Source organism: Rhizobium sp. BK602, assembly GCF_014195095.1.
GTDB lineage: Bacteria > Pseudomonadota > Alphaproteobacteria > Rhizobiales > Rhizobiaceae > Rhizobium.
Map to the genome: position 1 here is coordinate 271,030 of NZ_JACIBC010000003.1, position 21,838 is coordinate 292,867.

Annotated in this window: 18 protein-coding genes; 8 read left to right on the forward strand and 10 right to left on the reverse strand. The window is 60.9% G+C overall.

Going from position 1 to position 21,838, the window contains the following annotated elements:
* The first annotated feature begins 48 nt into the window (after positions 1 to 48).
* Positions 49 to 2,085 carry a DUF4034 domain-containing protein gene (locus FHX11_RS11655; RefSeq protein WP_184357783.1) on the forward strand — a complete coding sequence of 679 codons (2,037 nt, stop codon included), beginning with the start codon at positions 49 to 51 and terminating at the stop codon, positions 2,083 to 2,085.
* A 9-nt stretch (positions 2,086 to 2,094) separates the two neighbouring features.
* Positions 2,095 to 3,999, forward strand: coding sequence for a M48 family metallopeptidase (locus FHX11_RS11660; protein ID WP_184357784.1), 1,905 nt, complete (start codon positions 2,095 to 2,097; stop codon positions 3,997 to 3,999).
* A gap of 56 nt (positions 4,000 to 4,055) precedes the next feature.
* On the opposite strand, the gene FHX11_RS11665 is transcribed toward FHX11_RS11660, so the two are convergent.
* From FHX11_RS11665 to FHX11_RS11700, 8 genes are all read right to left on the reverse strand, one after another.
* The gene (locus FHX11_RS11665) at positions 4,056 to 4,574 is read right to left on the reverse strand and encodes an invasion associated locus B family protein (RefSeq protein ID WP_184357785.1); all 519 of its coding nucleotides are present in this window, start codon (positions 4,572 to 4,574) and stop codon (positions 4,056 to 4,058) included.
* A 177-nt stretch (positions 4,575 to 4,751) separates the two neighbouring features.
* Positions 4,752 to 5,228 (reverse strand): DUF4189 domain-containing protein, encoded by a 477-nt coding sequence (locus FHX11_RS11670; RefSeq protein ID WP_184357786.1) that lies wholly within the window; start codon positions 5,226 to 5,228, stop codon positions 4,752 to 4,754.
* Positions 5,225 to 5,920 carry a hypothetical protein gene (locus FHX11_RS11675; protein WP_184357787.1) on the reverse strand — a complete coding sequence of 232 codons (696 nt, stop codon included), beginning with the start codon at positions 5,918 to 5,920 and terminating at the stop codon, positions 5,225 to 5,227. Before FHX11_RS11675 ends, FHX11_RS11670 begins: the two co-directional genes overlap by 4 nt.
* A 14-nt stretch (positions 5,921 to 5,934) precedes the next feature.
* Entirely contained in the window at positions 5,935 to 6,510 is a 576-nt protein-coding gene (locus FHX11_RS11680) for an invasion associated locus B family protein (protein WP_184357788.1), read from the reverse strand.
* 7 nt (positions 6,511 to 6,517) lie between these two features.
* Positions 6,518 to 11,128 carry a YadA-like family protein gene (locus FHX11_RS11685; RefSeq protein ID WP_184357789.1) on the reverse strand — a complete coding sequence of 1,537 codons (4,611 nt, stop codon included), beginning with the start codon at positions 11,126 to 11,128 and terminating at the stop codon, positions 6,518 to 6,520.
* On the reverse strand, positions 11,125 to 11,496 hold the full coding sequence (locus FHX11_RS11690; protein ID WP_348649699.1) for a hypothetical protein: 372 nt from the start codon (positions 11,494 to 11,496) through the stop codon (positions 11,125 to 11,127). The genes FHX11_RS11685 and FHX11_RS11690 overlap by 4 nt, the downstream gene beginning before the upstream one ends.
* Positions 11,497 to 11,848: 352 nt before the next feature.
* Entirely contained in the window at positions 11,849 to 12,733 is an 885-nt protein-coding gene (locus FHX11_RS11695) for an AraC family transcriptional regulator (protein ID WP_184357791.1), read from the reverse strand.
* A 354-nt stretch (positions 12,734 to 13,087) separates the two neighbouring features.
* Positions 13,088 to 13,288: a hypothetical protein gene (locus FHX11_RS11700; RefSeq protein ID WP_184357792.1), complete on the reverse strand. Its 201-nt coding sequence runs from the start codon at positions 13,286 to 13,288 to the stop codon at positions 13,088 to 13,090.
* A 528-nt stretch (positions 13,289 to 13,816) separates the two neighbouring features.
* Here FHX11_RS11700 and FHX11_RS11705 point away from each other — a divergent pair.
* The 6 genes from FHX11_RS11705 (at position 13,817) to ugpC (ending at position 21,032) form a co-directional block, all read left to right on the forward strand.
* Positions 13,817 to 14,815: a LacI family DNA-binding transcriptional regulator gene (locus tag FHX11_RS11705; protein ID WP_184358200.1), complete on the forward strand. Its 999-nt coding sequence runs from the start codon at positions 13,817 to 13,819 to the stop codon at positions 14,813 to 14,815.
* A gap of 68 nt (positions 14,816 to 14,883) precedes the next feature.
* A complete protein-coding gene (locus FHX11_RS11710; RefSeq protein ID WP_184357793.1) occupies positions 14,884 to 16,122 on the forward strand; it encodes a sugar ABC transporter substrate-binding protein in 1,239 nt (412 codons plus the stop codon).
* Positions 16,123 to 16,191: 69 nt separating this feature from the next.
* Positions 16,192 to 17,106, forward strand: a complete 915-nt coding sequence (locus FHX11_RS11715) for a sugar ABC transporter permease (protein ID WP_184357794.1) — start codon at positions 16,192 to 16,194, stop codon at positions 17,104 to 17,106.
* Entirely contained in the window at positions 17,103 to 17,966 is an 864-nt protein-coding gene (locus FHX11_RS11720; protein ID WP_184357795.1) for a carbohydrate ABC transporter permease, read from the forward strand. Before FHX11_RS11715 ends, FHX11_RS11720 begins: the two co-directional genes overlap by 4 nt.
* A 26-nt stretch (positions 17,967 to 17,992) precedes the next feature.
* A complete protein-coding gene (locus tag FHX11_RS11725) occupies positions 17,993 to 19,957 on the forward strand; it encodes a glycoside hydrolase family 127 protein (protein ID WP_184357796.1) in 1,965 nt (654 codons plus the stop codon).
* Position 19,958: 1 nt separating this feature from the next.
* Positions 19,959 to 21,032: a sn-glycerol-3-phosphate ABC transporter ATP-binding protein UgpC gene (gene ugpC / locus FHX11_RS11730; RefSeq protein WP_184357797.1), complete on the forward strand. Its 1,074-nt coding sequence runs from the start codon at positions 19,959 to 19,961 to the stop codon at positions 21,030 to 21,032.
* 128 nt (positions 21,033 to 21,160) lie between these two features.
* On the opposite strand, the gene FHX11_RS11735 is transcribed toward ugpC, so the two are convergent.
* Both FHX11_RS11735 and FHX11_RS11740 read right to left on the reverse strand, forming a co-directional pair.
* The gene (locus FHX11_RS11735; protein ID WP_184357798.1) at positions 21,161 to 21,484 is read right to left on the reverse strand and encodes a type II toxin-antitoxin system RelE/ParE family toxin; all 324 of its coding nucleotides are present in this window, start codon (positions 21,482 to 21,484) and stop codon (positions 21,161 to 21,163) included.
* Positions 21,481 to 21,765, reverse strand: a complete 285-nt coding sequence (locus FHX11_RS11740; protein WP_184357799.1) for a type II toxin-antitoxin system ParD family antitoxin — start codon at positions 21,763 to 21,765, stop codon at positions 21,481 to 21,483. The genes FHX11_RS11735 and FHX11_RS11740 overlap by 4 nt, the downstream gene beginning before the upstream one ends.
* Positions 21,766 to 21,838 lie beyond the last annotated feature (73 nt).

The following is a 21,838-nucleotide window of genomic DNA, read 5'->3' on the forward strand; positions in this document are numbered from 1 at the left end:
ATCGAACTGAATTGAGACCGCCATGCTGAACATATTTGAGGAGCCGCCATGCAGACCGTCACAAGCTCGCCTCCCCTGCCCCTGGATGGCCCCGACTGGGCTCGCTTTCGCCGGCGGGAAGACCTGCGAAGGGCGATGCTTGAACGGCGCTTCGAAGACGTCGAGCGCATGATGACGGCGCTTGAAACTGCCTGGTGGCAGCCGGCCGGCAGCGCGGAGGACCACTACACATTTCTCGCAAACGGCTCCGGCCTGTTTGACTATGCCGGCATCGATGCGGCGCGCAGACTGGAATTGCTGAATGCCTGGAGCCAAGCCTATCCGAATTCGTATCATGCAAGGCAAATCATCGGTGATTATTATTTCCGACGGGCCGGCGACATTCGGACGGCGGCCTGGTCATCGGAGGTCGGCGAGGACCAATGGGTTGCCGCCCGCATGGCTTGCGTGACCGCGGCCGAACATCTGCTGAAGGCGATGGCGCTCTCGGAGCGGCCGGCGCTTGCCGCCGAAACGATGATGCAGATCAGCCTTTATCTCGGCCAGCCGGATTTTGTCGATGCGCTGTTTCGCGGCACGACTTTGGAAAAAACCATGCAGCGCGAGGAGTTCGAGCCGGATCTTTACGAAGCTGCGTGCGCCCAGCTTGCCAGACATGGATTAAAGCCACCCGGCATTGTGACGGCGGCTCTTCCCGCTTCGCTTCCGCCCGCAAAGGAAGAAGACGTCGAAAACCCTGGCTATTACTGGCTGCGCTACTGCCTTTCGCTCAAGCCCCGATGGGCCGATATCCTGGCAACCTATGCGCAGTATCTAAGCCCCCGCTGGGGCGGCGGCGATGGCGAGGTCGAGAAATTCGCCGCTGGCCCTTTGTGCTCCGCGCTGAACGAGCAGGAACGCAACGACGTCCGATGGCCGGGCGTTCTGGATGCATTGACGCTGTCCGGTTATCCGCAGCCGGGCGACACTCGCGAGATCGCCGCCAAGCAGAAGATTTTCAAGACTTGGCTGGCCCGGGACCTCTCCGACCGCCTGCGTTTCATTTCCCTCGGGCAATACGCCAATTTTACGAATTATTCGCTCGCCGACGCGGAACTGGCGCGCCAGCGCCATGTGGAATCCATCCGCTACTGCAAGCCGCCGGGAACCTATCCCGCCATCGATGGCCCGTTTCGGGATTTCACCTATTTGATGCTGATCAAGCATTTCGAGGATCATGAAGGCGCCTATGTGAAGGTGCTGCAAACCGCCGTCCGCCGTTTCGAGGAGCCGACGATGCTCACCGTGGCGGCGTTCGCCTGGCAGTTCGGCATGTGGGGGATCAAGGCCGATCCTGCCATTGCAACCCGGTTGATCGAACGGGCGGTACAGCTCGAACCGCTGCATGAACCGGACGAGTTTACACCGATGCATGCCTGCCGGATGATGTGGGACGGCGGCTTCCAGAAGGAAGCGACCTATTTCACCCGCGCATTTGCCGAAAGACGCGCCTATTCCGCCGCTGCGAGCATGTACGATATTACAAACGGAATCCGGCCCGATACCGACCCGGAACTGCTTGACGACGAGGAAGCGGGTCGCTGGCTGGAGCTGGCCGTTGACGACGGCGAACCGGTCGCGTTGTACAACTACGCCTGGCGCCTTGAAAACGTCGACAGTTTGGATCTACAGGAGCGCAAAAATTTCGAGCGCGTTCGCAATTTTTACGTCGGGGCAATGAATGGCGGCGTGGAAATGGCAATGATCAAGGTTGCGAGCGTCGACCGCCGGCACGGAACTGCGGAGGAAAAGCAGCAGGCCGTTGCCGATATGAAATCCCTCGTCGACTACCATGACGACCACATTGCCGGCGAAGCTTATGGCCAGGTCGTCCTGGCGTATAAATACGGCGACGGCGTTCCCCAAAGCGACTTTGTCGCGATGCAGTGGTTCGACCGTTACAAGCAGCTTTTCCCCAACCATTCGGCACTGGAGTGGATGGAGACGCAGGTCTACGGATCGACAGGAATGCAAATGGCCGGCCGGGCGTTGAAAGCCTTCTTCCTCGGCAAGAAACTGTCAAGCGAGCATCTGCCGCCAAAATAAGTGTCCGCCATGGCCAGTCCACTCCCGTCGCCGCGCGAAGGCAGATGGCGAGCCTTGCTCTGGCTCGCCTTTGGCGACCTGTTCCTGCTTGTCTGCGGTTGCACGCTGATGCTGTCGCCGCTTCTGCTCGCGCTGCTGGTGCACTCTTGGCTTCTGTCGGTGCTCCTTGCCGTACCGGCGCTGTCATGGGTCTTCTACGGACTGATGGTGTTGCGTGCCTATGCCTCCGTGCCGCCGGCACCGATCTCGAACGGAATATTGCTGGAGCCCGGCAAGGTTCCGGCTCTCGCCGAGGAGCTTGAACGGTTGCGCCTTGCCTGCGATGCGCCGGCTTTCACGGCCGTTCATATCAATGCCGAACTAAACGCTTTCATCTACCAGACGGGCTCTCGTGCCGGTCAGCCGAAGCATGTTCTGGTGCTCGGCTTGCCGCTTCTCGCCCTATTGACGGGAAAGCAGGCCGCTGCCGTCATTGCTCATGAATATGCCCATATTTCCCGGTTGCACGGCCATTTCGCGCGCTGGGCCTATATGGCCCGCCAACGCTGGGCGGCGCTCGGTGAACTGCACGAGCGCAATCATCGGCTGATCACCGCGCCACTTAGAGTGTTTCTTTCCTGGTACGTGCCTCGCATGATGCGCGAGACGCTGGAGTTCTCACGCCGTTGCGAGGTGGTTGCCGATGCGCAGGCAATCGAGGTTTGCGGCGCCGATACTGTATTCGAGACCGAAGTCGCCTTGGCATTGCGGCAAAAGGCGATGTCCGGCCAATTCTGGCCGGATATATTTGGCCAGGCAGGCAAGAATGGCATCGCGGAAATACAGCCATTTTCGCAGCTTTTGACCGAGCCTGCGAACAGCCGTCCACATGACGAGGCACAAGCGGCTGTTTGGCTGCACGAAAGCCTCTGCCAGGAACCGGATATTCACAGCACGCATCCGGTCTTTTTCGAGCGTGTCGCCGCCACTGGATTTGACCGGGCTGGCCCGCTCCCCGATCACCTGCCCTGGCACCTCGAAGGAATCTCCGCTGCCGTCGACTGGCTGCAAGGAGAAGCCTCCGGCATCGCCGCGCAACTGGATGCCGATTGGCGAGAGAATGCCGTTCAAGGCTGGCAGGAGGCAGGAGACTGGCATGCCCATCAATGCAACGAGTTCTCAAGGCTCCTGCGGCGGCGCGAGCAACAGGTGTTTGACGAACAGGACTGGCTGCAACTGGCGCAACTGGCAGAGAAATTCGACCTGACGGGAACGCTTCGCGCCGAGGCGATTGCGGAGGGATTGCGCTACTCACCCAAAGACCCGGCGCTTCTACGGCTAAGGGCCGGCGATCTGGAGCGAGGCGGCGATATTCACGCGGCGATTTCCATCTGGCAACGCATCGGCCAATCCGCCTCTTCCTCCGCGTATCAAGCGCATCGCCAGCTCTGCGAACTCTACCTGCGGGTGGGCGACAAGGCGGCAGAACACCATCGGCAGATCGCCGACCAGCTATGGACAAGCGAGGATGCAAGGCAATCTTCAGCGAAGGGTCTCCATCCACATGGAATGGAGGCGTCCGAACTTGCCTTGCTGCAAGGCACGCTTCAGCCGCTCTTTCAGCACGCACGCGCCATCTGGCTCTGCCGCGACACGCCAGCCGCGACGCCGGATCCACCGCGATGGTTCCTTTATATACAGGCCTATGACAGCTGGTTCATGCGCCTGGCCGGCAAGTTGACCGGCGAAGAGGACGTCAATACAGCCGCCTGCAAGCGGTTGCTGGAGCGCTTGCGAACGCGGCTGCATCTCCATCCCGAGGTCCGCTTTATCGGGCCGAACGATCCGGTGCCGGCTCATTGCACGCAGAGCAGCCTGATCACCGAGGCAGGCTCCGCCGCTGCGCCACTCATTGGCCACGATGAAAACTCGTAGGCCGGGATATCCAGACGAGCCGGAGAGGGCCTGCCTTACGCCGCATCGCGACTTCCCTATCTCGGTGTCAACGCGGCTACACGATCGAGAGCGGCCGAGAAGCCCTGGAGCGACACCGGAAAGCTCAGGGGCTTGTCCGCATCGGCGGTTACCCTGAGGTTCAGGCGCGATCCGGTCCGCAACTTGGCAAGCGTTGCGGCATCGATCGGAAGCAAGGCGATGCATCCTGTCGGCAGGCAGGTGCGGAAACGCACCGGTTTCAGCGGCGGCTGGTCATCGACATTGGGCGTCACGCCGGAATCAAGGACTATGCCGAACGGGAGGAGAAGCGTTGCGACCGCACTGCCATCGGGACGCATCTGCATCTCGATGGCCAGCAGCCTTTGGCCGTTCTGCTGGGTCTGATCCTGCGAGATCGCGCAGGCCGGCGCCTTATCGCGCTGGCTGCATGCCACGCGCCAGTCCTGATAGGTCTCCTGCAGAGTCGATGCGCCGTTCGGCAGAGCCGTTTGGGCAAAGGCTGCCGGAGCGAGCATGATGCCTGCACAAAGAAGGGCGAGCCGCGTACGGGTCATGCAGCCGCTTTTCTGAAAAGATGAGATGGATGTCGAGATCGGCAAGGGCTCACGTCTTTCTGCTTGGAAGAAGACAGTTATTCGGAGGATTCTGTAAAATGTCGGGCGGCATGCCGTCCGGAAACGACCACTGCGGGATGAACGTCCATCCCCGTAGCCGTCCTGGTGCTGGCTGCGTCAGGTGCATACCCACTCGCGAACCTTGCATTGCGTCCCGGAGGCCTCGCATGCCTTCAGCGCAAGATCTTCGGCTTCGCGGCGCGTCGGTGCCGAATTCGCGCCCCATGGCGTCACGCGACTTTTTTCTTCCTTGCCGATGGCGAGCGCGCCGCAATGCTTATAGGGAAAGCCGGTATTGTCGTCGTCATCCCAATGCCGGTGATTGCGGAAGACGGTGACCACGGTGCATTTGCTGCCGCCGTCCCGTTCGCAATGCTTGAGCGCGATATCCATGGCTTCCTGCCGCTTGTCGGCGCCCCAGAAGAAGCCATGCTTTTCATCCGGCGTGGAATAGGCGATTGCCGCCCAGATGCCACGCTCCTCCTGAGGCGGTGGAGCCGGCGGCTCCTCGGCTGTAAAGAGATCGGCCGCGCCGAGCTGGCCTGTCGAGACGACCAGCATGCCGATTGCCGCAATGGTAGATCTGAATATCATCTCGTGCTTCCTTGTTTTCCTGCTGCCGAGGCGACGGAAATGACGACGCAACCGTTTCCGGTCGGCAAGAGCATCGCGTTGCCTCCGTCATTGCCAAGTTCGTAGACGCCGATCGGCCCGAGATTGTTGACGAGCTTGCTGCCGTTCGGAAACCTGGTCGAAATATCCGGGCAGGAGGCGGTAAACGGCGCGACGCGAACCATCGCGCCTTCACAGCCGGATGCGAGGGGCGCCGCAAAGACGATGCCGGCCGCCGGGCCGCTATAGCCTTGCGTGGCATAGTTCATGCCCACAAGCGCCTGGACCGCATGCTTGTCCGCCGCCTCGTTGTTCCAAACCGACTGGACATTGTATTGGGTGCCGTTCGTCAGCAATTCGCCGAGAACCGGAAAGACGGTGGAGCAGGATTGCAAGCCGGCCTGTTTGGCGTGCTGCAGGAATGGTGTGTTCGCCAGCGCCGGATTGGCGTCATTCGTCCCGGCAACCGCCGGCTGCGATATGAAATTTTCCACCAGATTGTATCGCAAGGCGGCATAGCCGACGGCACCGACAACGGCAATTGCGAATAGCGAGAGGATCGTCGCTTTCCGCCAGCTTCGTCTCGGCTTTGCCTGGTCTTCGACCCCGCTCTGGACAACAGCGGTGCCCTGGCCCCTGGACATGATCCGATCATGGATTGATTGCTGGTTCATTGAAAATCTATCCGTCACTTGATTGCCTTAACGGCCGTGGAAAGACCCTTGAGGGTCGCGGTTACGCTGATCGTCTGCCCATCCATCGTCGGGTAGGAGATTGTGGGTGCCGAGCTTTTTGAGATCTGTTCACGCAGTATCGGTCCCACCGGCAGCATGCCGACGCAAACGGTCTTGCTGCATCCGTCGAGCCGAACCTGTATCGGCTCCTTGCGCCCGTCGAACTTCAGCAAGATCCGGCCATCGCTTTTGGCAACCGGTGCCGTGCGCAGGATCATATAGGGGTCGCCTCCTTTGGTGGCCGCGAGCGACCAGCTGAATGCAATCTGTCCCGCCGCGTTCTCTATGATCTGGGTAACGTTGCAGACCCGCTGGCGAACCTTCAGGTTTTCGTCGCAGATCAGTGTCCAGTTTTCGAACGGGCGGATGGTCCTTTGATATTCGCCAAGCTTGGCCTCGGCAGGCACAGCGACTTCGGAAGGCTTTATTCGAAAGTCGGAAGGGATTGCCTCCTGTCCGGCCGCGTGGGAGCCGGACAGGAGCAGGCAAGCCATGAAGACCGGGACGCCGGGAAGCGCTCCTTTGATCATGACTGGCTCAATTCAAAGTAAAGCTGAGACCGGCGCCGATACCCACCTGCCCGCCAGCTGCGGTACCCGACAGGTTCCCGCGAACCCGGCCGTTTTCGCTGGTATAACCCGCGCCGAAGGCCAGAGCGCCCTCGCCTCGCCACAGGCCGCCGCCGACCGCGACACTGAGTTTGCCGGGGCGATCGTCATAGCGAAGCGATGCCGCGGCAAGCCCGATTGCCGCCGCCTGCCGCGCCTCCGACCGTACGTCGCCAATCTCCCGGTTCAACTGACCGAATTTCTGGTCCGTATAGTTGTTGGCCGAGGTCAAGCCATTGGCAACAGCCGTGTCCGTATAGGAATTGGCCTGGGTGATACTGTCGCCCAATTGCGCGACATTGACGGCATCGGTCGGGGCTACACCCTTGCCGACGTTGGAGATGACCACCGGCGCATTGACGTCACCGCCCTGCAGGGTGATGCTGTTCTTCTTGCTGCCATCCGGATTGAGGTCATAGGTAACGGCATTCTTGGTAATGGTCCCCACGCCGGTCTGCAGAGCATCAACCGCCGAATTGGTCGCGGCAAGCTGTGATCCGTTGATCGCGTCGGTGCTGTCGGCGGAAATGCGGCCGGCAGCGACGTTGGTGATGGTCCTTTCCGCACCTTGGGAACCGACACTGACAGTGCCGACGGGCGCGGTGCCGGCAAAGTCATAGGTCTTGCCCTGAATGGTGGTTCCGGAGGTGCCGACAGCCGCTTGTGTCACTGAGCCAGAGCCCAAGGCGACGTCATTGGCATTGTTGGCTTGCGCTCCTTGGCCGAGAGCGACAGCGCCCTGTCCTGCCGCCGTCGCTCCATTGCCGGCGGCGAGACTGTTCGTTCCACTGGCCACGCTTGCCGGACCAATCGCGACGCTATCAGTGCCTGAGGCCTGAGAGTCCGCCAGCGTCGAATTGGCATGGAAATACTTGATCCCGCCGCCATTGGTGATGTTGGTCAGCGTGTTATCAACCGCACCGAAGGCGTCATAGACGGTCGAATAGTTGTTGCCCTGGATGTTGTAGGTGGGACCTGTGATCGTTCCATCCGGGTTTACCGTCGTGTTGCCACCGATTAGGCTGGTGATGTTGGTGCCAAGCCCCTTCAGCTGGCTGACATTCACGGCGTCGGTGTCCGCCGAACCGGCTGCGAGATTGGTGAGCTTGCGTTCCGATCCAGCCGAGCCGATCGACACTTCGCCGACAGAGGTCTGCGGGCTCGCAAGGGCAAAGCCGGTATAGTTCGTCTGCGCCCCCACGGAGGTTATGGATTGCGCGCCGAGCGCCACGCTATTGATGTTGTTGCTCTGCGCACCAGCGCCGAGCGCCACCGATTGGATGCCCGCGGCCGTCGAATTCGTGCCGAGCGCCACGCCGTCCGCCAGCATGACATGGGCATTCTGACCGATGGCCGTGCCGCCCGGTGCGACCTGATCGACGATCGCGCCATTGCCGATGCCGATGCCATTGTCGCCGTTGACCACCGTCGTCGGGCCGACCGCCACTGACTCGGCGCCGACGGCGAGGGAGTCCCCGGCGGTCGAATTGGCGTGGAAATATTTGCTCGGCGTCGCGGCAACGGATGCGATAGCACCCTGCAACTGGCGAACCGTGACGGCATCCTGCGCGCTGGTACCGTCAGCGACATTGGTGATCTGCCGGTAAGACGTGTCCGAACCGACCGATACAGCGCCCAACAGCGTTTTGTCGGTGGTGTTGTACTCGATGAAGTTCGATGGGCCGGCCGCGATCTGACCGGTGGCCGGCGCCAGGGCACGATTGGAGATCGAGCCGGACCCGAGCGCTACGCCGCCATCGATGGTGGCCTGGCTTTCTCGTCCCAGTGCCAGCGAGCTGTCGGCGACAGCGGTGGCATTATATCCGACCGCGGTGGAGCCGATGCCCTGCGCGGAGGAGTCGCTGACGGCAAGGGTCCGGTCATTGGTGCGCACATAGCGGATGCCATCGCCATTGGCGTCGGTGTAGGCCGTCGATGTGTCGCCGGCAATATTGTTGATCGTATTGCCGAGGTTGCTGATGTCGGTGGTATTCTGCGTGACCTGGCCGTTAAGAGTATCGACCGCCTGATTGGTGGCAAAGAGCTGCGAGCCGTTGATCGCGTCGGTAGAACCGGACGAGATCTGTCCTGCCGCCACGTTCTGGATCTGGCGCTCGGCGCCAGCCGAGCCGACCGAGAATGCGCCGGCCGGCGTCGTACCCGCGAAGTTGTAGGTGGTGCCTGCGATGGTGGTATTCGAGACCGCCGTCGTCGCGCCCGATGCGGAATTCAAGCCGATCGCCACATCACCAGCATTGTTGGCCACGGCGTTCGGGCCGACCGCAACCGAGTCTGTCCCGAGAGCCTGTGAATCCGGAAGCGTGGAGTTGGCATGGAAATATTTGATGCCGCCGCCGGTGTTGATGTTGGTGACAGTGTTGTTGAGATTGGCAATGTCGGTCGTGTTCAGGTCAACCTGCTGGTTGGTCGCAAAGAGCTGCGATCCGTTGACCGCATCCGTCGAACCGTTGTTGAGCCGGCCGGCCGCGACATTGGTGATGGTGCGCTCTGCACCGGCTGCACCCACACTCACCGTCGAGCTCGGTGTCGTGCCGGCGAAGTTATAGGTATTGCCGCCGATCGTCGCGCTGGCCGTGCCGACCGCTGCGAGGGTCGACGAGCCCGAACCCAGGGCCACATCGCCGGAACTCGCTGTTGCCGTCGCGCCGTTACCCAAAGCGACATTGCCGACGAAGCCGGAAGCACCCGCGGTCGAACCGTTGCCGAGCGCAACCGAGCCCTGACCGATCGCCTTGTTGTTGTTGCCGATCGCGACAGCACCGGCCGCCTGGTTGGCGGCAGTGGCAGTCGCTGTGCCATCGCTGTTGGCGATGTTGTTGGCGCCGCCGGTGAAGGCGCCCGTGCCGCTGGCATAGCTCGGATCGCCGATGGCGACCGCGCCGTCACCGTAAGCGGTATTGCCCGCACCGATGGCGACCGCCTTGCCGCCATCAGCCACTGCACCCGTGCCGATGGCGACGGAATCGGCGGTGATCGAGCTGGCGGCCGTGCCCATCGCGATTCCATTTACATCACTTGCCACCGCGCCTGCTCCGAGCGCTGTCGAGCTTGCCCCTGAAGCGACGGCGGTCGTGCCAATGGCAACGGAATCATCGCCTGAAGCCGTGACTGAACGGCCGCCCGCAAACGCGCGGGCACCTGTGGCCTGGGCGGCGGAACCAAGCGACGTGGAGTCCGCCCCCGTCGCGCTGGCCTGAAAGCCCATGGCTGCCGAGTCGCCGCCGCTAGCGACTGTGCCGATGCCGAGTGCGGTACTGCCGGCTCCGCTGGCATTGGCGCTGACGCCGGCCGCGAGAGAATTATCACCTCCCGCATTTGTTCCAGATCCGTAGGCGGAGGCGTTTGTGCCGCTGGCGACGGCCTGGCGTCCCGTGGCGGTGGAATTGTCGCCGCTGGCACTGGCACCAGCGCCGGCAGCCACCGATAAAACACCTGCGGCATTTGCATTGTTGCCGAGCGCGACGCTGGACGTCGCGGTGGCGGCAACGGTTGCGCCCGAGCCTATCGCAACGGCACCGCCGCCAGCGAGAGCCTGCGACTGGTTACCCAAAGCAACCCCGAAGGCTCCCGATGCAACAGTGGTCGGGCCGATGGCGAGCGAGTTGGTCCCCGAGGCAGCGGCTGTCTTGCCGAGGGCAATGGCGCTCGTGCCCGTAGCCTGGCTTTGGCGGCCGATCGCGGTGGCGTCGACTTGAGAGGCCAATACGTCCGTGCCGATGGCGATGGAGCTCTCTTGAAGGGCGCCCATTCCCGCAACAGTTCGGTTACCAAGGTTGACGGCGTTGATCGCTGTCGCGGTCGCTCCGAAGCCAATGGCTATGGAGTTCTGGTTGCTTGCGGTAGCGCTATTACCTTGGGCAATCGAATCCAGCCCGGACGCGGTTGCCCCGAACCCGAGCGCGGTGGCGCGCAGCCCGGTCGCCCGAGTCACATAGCCGATCGCCGTCGAGTCCGTTCCGTCGGCACGCGCGTTCAGGCCAAAGGCGGACGCGCCTGCGGCTGCGACCGAATTGACCCCAATGGAGCTTGCTCCGTCCGCGGTGGCCTTTGCGTTCCCACCTATGGCGAGCGCATTGACACCGGTCGCGCCCGCGAAGACGCCTATGCCTATGGAATTAAGGCCATTGACACTCATCGAATAGCCGATGGCGATCGAAGCATCGCCCGTTGCGCTATTAGAGGTGCCCAACGCCACGCTGTTCGCACCATTCGCTTGGGTACTGTTACCGATGGCGACGGAGTTGCCGCCTGTCGCGGTTCCGCCGCCGGCGGCATACTGCGCCAAGGCCGGCGTGGCGATGCCCCCGAATACAATCGCACCCAGTGCCACTGCCCCGCCCATTCCCAACGGCCCAAGCCCCAACCGCTTGCGCTTCATGCCCAGTGCCCGATGCGCCATGCGCAGCACGGCTATCAGCCGTCGACGAAGCGAACGACTATCGCTCCCCCCCGAAATCCAATTTTCGACAAATCCAGTATGAGATTTAAACTGCAGATGGTCCCCAACGCATTTCATCATGCTGCCTTCTCCTCGCTGTTGCTTGAACGACCAAGCGCGCCCTGATCCGCATCCGCGCCTGCGTCGTCGTCGAAATTGTGCATTTCCTGAAGTGTGTGCCCCATCCTGATGGCCTGGCTTTCGATCTGCTCGCGGGCATCCACGACCCATGGCTGCGTCGGTTCCGGAACCGTATGCAGCGCGGCATCGGCGCGATCGGCGGGAAGCTTCATCGCGACCAGCGCGCGGCAAATATCGAAATGAAGAGCCGGTTCCCGTTCGGCATAGGCCGGAGAGGTCACCCCATAGACAAGGCAGGCAAATAGATGATCGAGTTCAGCGCCGGTGAGACGACCGGCATATTGCCGTTGCAAGGCGGTCCAGGCCACCTCGACTTTCGGAGCAAAGATTTCAAAACCTGAGAATTGAGTGTCCATAGCGCACCGAATGGTTACTGGTGCGAACATGGCCTTATTTGCGACAACGGTATTTTAGAAAACTACGGACTATTTTTAGAAAATTACGGTTTTTTGCTTAGCCAGCGACAGGTGTATCCGCTTTGCCACACTGACTTCAGGCGGCTAATATTTCAATGATATGGCGAGGGTAGCGCCAGCTTTGCTCCGCCAATCGCGCTTCCGCCGCGCAGGGTCATCCCTGAGCATGCGTTTTGGCGACATGTTGGGAAAAAGCGGCCGCGGCCGTACCTATTCGGGACTCTGCGGCGAAGGCTCGCAGCGATTATCTCGCAAATCGCAGCTCCGTCGGCGTCTTTCCCCTGTATCGCTTCATGGTGGTGGCCAAATGGCTTTGGTCGGAAAAACCGGCCATGTAGGCGATCTCGGCAATCGCGATCTCACCTTCGATCAGCAGCTTCTCCGCGAAATCCAGGCGCAGGTTGATCAGATAGCGATGCGGCGGCATGCCAAACGTTTTGGCAAACCGCAGGATGAAGTGGTTCGGCGAGATGCCGGCAACCGCGGCAAGCTCGGCGATGTGCACCTTCTGGGTAAAATGTTCGTGGAGATACTCCTCCACACGCCGAGCGCTTTTGGCGGAGAGCCCACCCTTAGACAATGGAAGCTGTTTCATGGGGCTTGCGTAGGTACGAAGCAGATGAACACCGAACAGGGTAACCAATGAATCCAGATAGAGTTCATTCGGAGTTGCCTTCCCAGTTAACTCTACGGAAATCCTCTGGGCTATCTCGAGCGCGCGGAGGTCAACGGTGCCGAAAGCAGGTGGCTGAAGCTCGACATTGGCGAGATCAAGCTCCTGAAGAGCCAGCTCGGACAGCGCTTCCGGAGGTATCGCTATGACGAGATTTTTTCTCGTTTCCGACCAAGCGAGGCTGCTATCCACGCCCGCGGGATTGACGGCGACACAGCCAAGCGGTGCATCATATTCCGTGATCCTGTCGCTGCCGAGCGAAGCCCTCAACTTGGGTGTGGGGGACAGTACAATTCCAACAGCATGTTCCTTGGCCAGAAACGTCTGTGATCCGGGGTTGCGGATAGAGTGTATCACGCTCCCCCGCGTCGTGACCTTTCTCGGCCCCGCGCTTTCGGGAATTATATCGAAGACATATCGATCGGCCCGTTCCCGAGGCTCGTTCGTCTCTCTCATTCTGCATCGCCCCGCCCGAACGAAATACTGTGCGCACGAACATGCAGCAGGACCTCAATCGCTCATGAAGTCCTTTTCCCAACACTGCTTGCTCAAACGCTGCCGCAAATCAGCGTATTGCCACGAACTTAAATAGGGCAAAATATTTGGTTGTGAAGAGGAGTTGTGCGCATGGTAAAGAAACAATAGCTATGAGGGAATTTGGCCCGATTTCACTCGGGATGGCTATCGCACCATACGCCACCTTGAAAATAATCAAGTAAATCCAATAGCATATGCACACTATTCGTCAGTTGATCGATCTCGCCTAACACGCCGGTTCGCAAGGAACCGCTGGCCGCTCGATCGCCATGGCTAGAGATCACCACGTCGTTTTTCGTATAAATCCCAGGCAGTCTCCACCAAGGCCAGAAGCACGTCTTTTTGATTCCATCCGGCTGCAACCGCGGCTTGAACGATCTGATTGATAATGGGCTGCAATTGGCGCTGGCATTCCGTCGAAATGTCGTCTGCAGCGTCTCCCACCGGAGGTTCACCAAATTTGAATTCCACCATTAGCGCTCCCACGCGATCAATATATATCGGCTATCACATTCCTAATATAAAATAAATCCAGGATGATGCGAAGAAATCTCGCGGAGCGATCCGAAATCAACAACGTTACGCTGCAATCAATCGGACTTTGGATCGTAGTGAGCCTTCATATATGACTTCACGCTCAATGAAGTATCCACTCATAGATACCAGAGAAGATAGAATTTAATTTTGGCACACGGATGACGTCATACTGTCCGCGACCGGCAACGGCACTCCCGCGCCAAACATGCCACAAGGAGATCGGCGTGCCATAGTTCCGCTATTGGAAGCCGGTTTTGGCGGGCTCCGAGAACAAGGCATGCAGACCAGCTTTCGCCCACGATAATAGTTGCATTTGCAAAACAAATAAATCCACAAATTGCAACATTTGCTTTTCCTGATAGCCAAAGCGTCAGCCGATTTAAAAATTTTGAGAAAAGCTTTTCTCATCTTGACTCCTGACCTGAGAAAAGCTTTTCTCACGACAAATAATTCGGGAGAGGACATCTGGAAAATCAGCGTGTCAGAAGTGGGCGTGCGACGATTCGCGATGTTGCGGCTGCCGCGGGCGTCAGCATTTCGACGGCGTCGAAGGCATTGAACAACACCGGTCGAATGGGCGACGAGACCCGTGAGCGGGTCAAGCGGATCGCCGCCGAGATCGGGTTTCGGCCGAATGCGCTAGCGAAAGGATTGCTGAGCAATCGCAGCTTCACCATCGGCCTTCTGACCAACGACACCTACGGCCGTTTCACCCTTCCGGTGATGGCCGGCATTACGGAAGCGCTCGTCGATCACGGGGTCTCGGTGTTCCTCTGCACGATCGAGGACGATCCCGCGCTTGGAAAGGTTCATGTGGACGCCATGCTCGACAAGCACGTCGATGGCATCATCGCCTCGGGAAAGAGGATCGACCGCAGGCTGCCGGTGGATCTGTCCAACCTGCCCGTGCCGGTCGTCTACGCCTTCACCGAGGGGACGCCTGACAGCGTCACCTTTTGCGCCGACGATTTTCAGGGGGCGACGCTCGCCGTCGAGCGGCTGATCGGCCTCGGGCGGCAACGCATCGCGCATATCACCGGCCCGGACAGCTTCGTCTCGGTGCGCGAGCGCGCCAGAGCCTATCGGGATCTCGCCGGCGATGCATTGCCGGTGATGTACGGCGAATGGTCGGAGGCTTGGGGGCATGAGGCCGTCGCCAAGCTATGGAACATGCCCGGATCGAAGCCGGACGGCATCTTCTGCGGCAACGATCAGATCGCGCGCGCGGTCGTGGATGCCTTGCGCGAGCGCGGCGTGCGGGTGCCGGAGGATGTCTCCGTGGTTGGTTTCGACAATTGGGAGATTGTCGCTGCTCAAACCCGGCCGCCGTTGACGACGGTCGACATGAACCTCAAGGCGCTCGGACGGGAAGCCGGGCTGACGGTTCTGGCGCTGGCCGAAGGACGCGTCGTCGAGCCGGGGATCAGGACATTGCCGTGCGAACTGATCGTGCGGCAATCGTGAGGGAGAAACCTCGAGAATTGATTGGTTGAGGAAAAGGGGCGCAAGCAAGGCCCCGTGGGAGGAGAAACATGATGAAGCGACTTCTGGCCGCGACAGGCCTCATATCCCTGTGCCTGATGTCCGGCGCGTCTGCCGCCGAAAACATCTCGATGTGGGTGCGCACCGGCATCGGCGATGCCTTCAAAAAGGTCGTCGAGGCCTATAATGCCGGTCACGACGACAAGGTCACCCTCACCGAGGTGCCCTTCTCCGAACTCGTGCAGAAATACGCAACCGCGATCGCCGGCGGCCAGGCGCCCGACGCCTTGTCGATGGACCTGATCTACACCCCGGCCTTTGCCGCCGCCGGTCAGCTCGAAGATCTGACGGACTGGGCGAAATCCCTGCCCTATTTCAACTCGCTCTCACCGTCGCATGTAAAGCTCGGCACGTATCAGGACCATATCTATGGCCTGCCGCTCTCCGTCGAGACGTCGGTCTTCGCCTGGAACAAGGACCTTTACAAGAAAGCCGGCCTCGATCCCGACAAGGCGCCGACGACCTGGGATGAGATCGAGAAGAATGCCGAAAAGATCCGCGCGCTCGGCGGCGATACCTACGGCTTCTATTTTTCCGGTGGCGGCTGCGGCGGCTGCATGATCTTCACCTTCACCCCGCTCACCTGGGGCGCCGGAGCCGACATTCTTTCGGCCGACGGCAAGAAAGCGACGCTGGATACGCCGCAGATGCGCAAGGCGGTCGATATCTATCGCAGCATGGTCAAGAAGGATCTGGTCCCGGCGGGCGCCGCCAGCGACACCGGCGCCAATTTCCTCAGCATCAGCAACGGCAAGATCGGCCAGCAGAGCATCGGCGCCTTCTCGATCGGCACGCTGATCACGCAATATCCCGATATCCATTTCGGCGTCACCCTGATCCCCGGCGTCGACGGCAAGCCATCCTCCTTCGCCGGCGGCGACAATTTCGTCATCTCCAAGGGCACGAAGAAGCTCGAGGCGGTGAAGAAGTTCCTCGAATATACCTATTCGCTCGACGGTCAGAAGATCATGGCGAAGTATGGCAGCCTGCCGACGCGCGGCGATATCGCCGATCAGGTGCTCCAGGGTCTCGATCCGCGCATGCAGGTGGGCCTGAAGGCCATCGCGGTCGCCAAGACGCCCTACACGCTGCAGTTCAACGATCTGATCAACAGCGCCAACGGCCCCTGGGCGGGCTTCACCAACGCCGCAATCTTCGGCGACGATGTCGATGGCGCCTTTGCCAATGCCCAATCGGAAATGCAGTCGATCATCGACAACGCCCAATAGCGGCAGGCGCGTAGCAACCGGGAGGCGTCATGCCTCCCGGCCCTCCCCTTGGTGTATCAGGAGCATTCCATGGCTGGTCCCGGAGCTGCTGGAACGGTGCGGCGTCGCAAGCGACGGCGTGCCGGCTGGCACGGATTTCTCTACATCGCGCCTGCCATGGCGCTCGTCATCGTCTTTTTCGTATTGCCGGTCGTCTTCACCGGCTGGATGAGCCTGCACAACTGGCCGCTGCTCGGCAATCCCCGCTGGATCGGCTTCGGCAATTATACGCGCATGATGTCCGACGTCCGTTTCCTGTCGGCGCTGCGCTTCACAGCCTATTATACCGTCATCGTCACCATCGCGATTTTCGCCGTTGCCTTTCCGCTGGCCTTCTATGTCGAAAAGCAGCGGCGTCTCGTCGGCTTCTATCGCACCATCATCTTTCTGCCCGTCGTGGTCGGCCTGGCAACGGCTTCGCTGCTCTGGGTCTGGCTTGCCAATGTCGACAGCGGCTTTTTCGCTCCAGCGGCACTCGCTCTCGGCCTTGTCGACAAAAGACCGAACCTGCTTGCCGATTTCGACATGGCCTTCGCCACGATCATCGTCATGGTGGTCTGGAAGATCGCCGGCTTCACGATGATCATCCTGCTGACCGGCCTGCAGGCCATTCCCTCCGAACTGACGGAAGCCGCCCGCATCGATGGCGCCAGGCGCTGGCAGCGTTTCCGTTTCCTGACGCTGCCGCTGATGCGTCGCACGATCGCCCTTGCCCTGATCATCTCGATCACCGGCTCCGTGCTTGCCTTCGACCAGTTCTACATCATGACCAGTGGCGGCCCACAAAACCGGATGATCTCGGTGGTCTATTATATCTTCAACCAGTCCTTCGTTTCCTTCAATCTCGGCTATGGCGCGGCGCTGTCGATCGCCCTGCTCGTCATTCTCGTGCTGATCAGCATCGTCCAGCTCTGGCTGCTGCGCGTCGGGGAGGATCGCCCATGAGCGCGGCAAAAGAGCGCCGCGCGCGGCGTAAATTATTGGATGGCATCGGCTATCACAGTACCGGCGTCATTATCGTCATCGTCTTCTTCGCGCCCTTCGCGATCGCCTTGCTGTCCTCGTTCCGGCACGGCACGGAGGCGAGCCTGCCGCCATTGCCGCCCTGGCCGACCACCGGCTTCAGCTTCGACGCCTACCGCTCCCTCGATGGCTTCGGCGCCGGCGTCTTGCAGCACACGCTGAACTCGCTCTTCGTCTCGGTCGCGACCGTCATCCTGACGGTCATGGTCAGCCTGCTCGCCGGCTACGGCTTCTCGCGCTACCAGTTTCCATTCAAGGGCGTCTTCTTCATCCTGATCATCGCCACGCTGATGATCCCATTCCAGTCGATCCTGACGCCGCTCTTCATCATCCTGGCGAAGCTCGGCCTCAACAACTCGCTGATCGGACTGACGCTGGTCTATGTGACGCTTCAGCTCCCCTTCTCGGTCTTCATGATGCGCAATGCCTTCGACGCCGTGCCGAAGGAGATCGAGGAGGCGGCGCGCATCGACGGTGCCCGTGATCTGAAACTCTTGTTCCGTGTGCTGCTGCCGCTGGTCTTGCCGGGCGTGGCGACCGTCGCGATCTTTGCCTTCCTCAATGCCTGGAACGAGTTCCTGGCAGCACTGGTGCTGCTCTCCAGCAATGAGAAATTCACCCTGCCGGTGCTGATGATCGCCGTCAGGACCGGGCGGCTCGGCGCCGTCAACTGGGGCGCCGTTCAGGCCGGCATCACCGTGATGACCATCCCCTGCGTCATCGTTTTCCTGCTTCTGCAACGCTACTACATGCGCGGGCTCATGGCCGGCGCGGTTAAATGAACATTCCAACAAAACGGATCAACACCATGTCAGATAAGAATAATCGCCAGTTCCGCCCGCTGCCCGTTCCGAATGTCGAGCTGGCCGGTCTCTTCGGTGCCCGTCAGGACGCGATCTGCAACTCAACGGCGGCCACTCTGCTCGATCGCTGCGTCGAGGCCGGCATGCTGCAGGCGATCGATGTCAGCCAGCCAAGCCCCGGCATCGTCATTCCCCCGAAGAGCATGAGCCCCACCATGCCGGCGACGGAACAAAAGGCGATGGTGTCCACGCAGATGTTCTGGGACAGCGATCTCGGCAAGTCGATCGAAACCATCGCCTATTCACTTTATCGCCGCCCGAATCCCGCCTTGGAGGCGCGCGCGGACGCCATCATCGATATGTATGAAAAACTCCAGCAGGAGGATGGGTACCTGAACGCCTGGTTCCAGCGTGTACGACCGGATCGCCGTTGGACCAATCTACGCGATCACCACGAACTCTATTGTGCCGGGCATCTGATCGAGGGTGCGGTCGCGTATTACCAAGCGACAGGCAAACGCAAGCTACTGGATATTATGAGTCGCTTCGCCGACTACATGCTTACTGTCTTTGGGCACGGCGAAGGCCAGCTCCGCGGCTATTGCGGTCACGAAGAGGTGGAGCTGGCGCTCGTCAAGCTCGCCCGCGTCACCGGCGAGAGAAAGTATCTCGATCTCGCGAAATACTTTATCGATGAGCGTGGCACGCAGCCGCATTATTTCGACAACGAGGCCCGTCGCGATGGCCGGGATCCGAAGAATTTTCTATTCGGCACCTATGAATACAATCAGGCGCATCAGCCGGTCCGCGACCAGACGAAGGTCGTGGGACATGCGGTGCGCGCCATGTATCTCTATTCCGGCATGGCGGATATCGCGACCGAATACAATGACGACAGCCTGACCTCGGCTCTGGAAACGCTCTGGGACGATCTCACCACCAAGCAGATGTATGTCACCGGCGGCATCGGCCCGGCCGCCTCCAACGAGGGTTTCACCGACTATTACGACCTGCCGAATGAAAGCGCCTATGCCGAAACCTGCGCTTCCGTCGGCCTGGTTTTCTGGGCGAACCGCATGCTGGGGCGCGGCCCCAACCGGCGCTACGCAGACATCATGGAACAGGCGCTCTATAACGGCGCCATGGCTGGCCTTTCGCTCGACGGCAAGACGTTCTTCTACGAAAATCCTCTTGAGAGCAGTGGTAAGCATCATCGCTGGACCTGGCATCATTGCCCATGCTGCCCGCCCAACATCGCCCGCCTGCTCGCCTCGATCGGCTCCTACATGTATGCTGCTGCGGACGCGGAGATCGCCGTTCATCTCTATGGCGAAAGCAAAGCCCGTATTCCGCTTGCCTCCGGCGTCACCGTCAAGCTCACACAGCAGACGCGCTATCCATGGGACGGCGCCATCCATTTCGAGGTCAATCCGGATCGCAGCGCCAGCTTCGCGTTGTCGCTGCGCATTCCCGAATGGGCCGAGGGCGCAACACTTGCCGTCAACGGAGCACCGGTCGACCTTTCCGCCGTCACCATCGACGGCTACGCCCGTATCGAGCGGGAATGGAACAGCGGCGACAAGGTGGATCTGACCATTCCCCTCATCCCGCGCACCTTGTTCGCCAACCCGAAGGTGCGTCAGGATGCCGGACGCGCGGCGCTGTTGCGCGGGCCGCTGGTCTATTGCGTCGAGACCACCGACAATGGTGCCGATCTCAACGGCATTTCGCTCGCCGGCGACCCGGCATCGGCAAAGACGGCGGAGATTGCAGCGCTCGAAGACGCGGTCGCTCTCGACGTGGCGGTGACGCGCGACGAGGCGGATTGGGGGTCGGATCTTTACCGAACGACACCGCCGAAGAGCCGCCCCGCCACCGCGCGTTTCGTGCCCTATCATCTCTGGGACAATCGCGAGCCGGGCGAGATGCTGGTCTGGCTCCGTGCCGATCAGCTGCGGCGCGGAGCCTGACATGGCAAAAAACGGCATGAGGCTTAGCGGCGTCCGCAAGAGCTATGGCGCGCTCGACGTCATTCACGGCGTCGACCTGGAGGTCGAGGAAGGTGCCTTCGTCGTCTTCGTCGGCCCCTCCGGCTGCGGCAAGTCCACCCTGCTCCGGATGATCGCCGGGCTGGAGGAAGTCACCGACGGCGAGATCGCCATCAAGGGCCGCGATGTCACCGATCTCGACCCATCCGAGCGCGGCATCGCCATGGTCTTTCAGTCCTATGCGCTCTATCCGCATATGAGCGTGCGCGACAATCTCGGTTTCGGGCTGAAAATGGCCCGCACCGATGCGTCCGAGATCGAGGCTCGCGTCAAGGCGGCGTCCGCGATCCTCAAGATCGACCATCTGCTGGACCGCCGGCCGGGTCAGCTTTCCGGCGGCCAGCGCCAGCGCGTCGCCATCGGCCGGGCGATCGTGCGCAAGCCCGAGGTCTTCCTGTTCGACGAACCGCTCTCCAATCTGGATGCGGAGCTGCGCGTCTCCATGCGCATCGAGATAGCCCGGCTGCATCGCGAACTCGGCAACACGATGATCTATGTCACGCATGACCAGACCGAAGCCATGACGCTTGCCGACAAGATCGTCGTGCTCAAGGACGGCAGGATCGAGCAGGCGGGCAGCCCGCGCGAGGTCTATGAGGACCCCGCCAACAGCTTCGTCGCCGGCTTTATCGGTTCGCCGCGCATGAACATGATCGAGGCGGAATGGTCCGCGGATGGTGTTGCGAAGGTCGGCGACGGCCTGATCAAGGTCGATCTCGCGCAGGACAAGCTCGCCCCTGGCGACAAGGTGATATTGGGCATGCGCCCGGAGCATCTGATTGTCGTAGCCGGCGAAGATGACGCGCTGCGCGCGACGGTGGATGTCAGCGAATATCTTGGCGGCACGCGCTATCTCTATTGCCAGACGCAGGACGGCCAGACGCTGATCGCCGAATATCGGGAGGAAGCGGATATCCAGCGCGGCGATACGCTCTATCTGCGCTGCCCGCCCGAGCGGCGGCGCTATTTCGACAGGGAGGGAAACCGGCTACGGTGATGCGCCGGGGGTCTGTCATGACTGGGGCAAAATGACACCCTAAGTGTTGGCCAAAGCCCTGGCGTCGATTCCATTCCCAGCCGGAGCGGAACCCTTCATAGCCTTCACGATAGGAGCGAGGTCCGCACTTAGGTGTCGTGCTCGCCAAGAAGATAACCTTCGTAGTCCTGGCCGCCGTAGTAGATGCCGATGACGCTGACCATCAGGTTGGTGCGATCGACGGCGAAGGCGATTGCGACGCGTCGGCGGAAGCCAAGCACGCGCAGGCCGGGCAGCAAGTCGTCGCGCATGGCGCCACGTTCGGGGAAGGTTGCCAGCGCGTCGCAATACGCCACGATGTCATCGACATAGCGCTCGGCGGTTTCCGGCGAGTTTGCCTCGGCAATGTAGGCTTCGATGGCGTCGAGCTGATCAAACGCCTCAGGTGCATATTGGACGGTATAGCGGTTCACGATGTAGCGGTTTTTCTGCCGCCGCGTTTGACGGTCAGCTTCGCGCGCAGCTGCTCTGAACTAAGCGCTCGGCTCGGGTCGGCTTTAAGAGCGGCGGCGGCCGGAATCACCTCGTCGCGCAGCCAGGCATCTACGGCCTTGTCACGGGCGGCGAGTGTGCGCAGGCCGTCGCGGAACACCTCGCTTTCGGTGGCGTACTCACCGGCGGCGACCTTGGCCCTGACCATTTCAGCCATTTCGTTGGGTAGGGTAATACTGAATTGCTGAGTGGAACGGCGCATGATGGGAGCTCCTTTGTAGGATTAAATCCTACAACAATCGACCATGAGGCTCAAGAGCGCGGCAGCTCCGGCG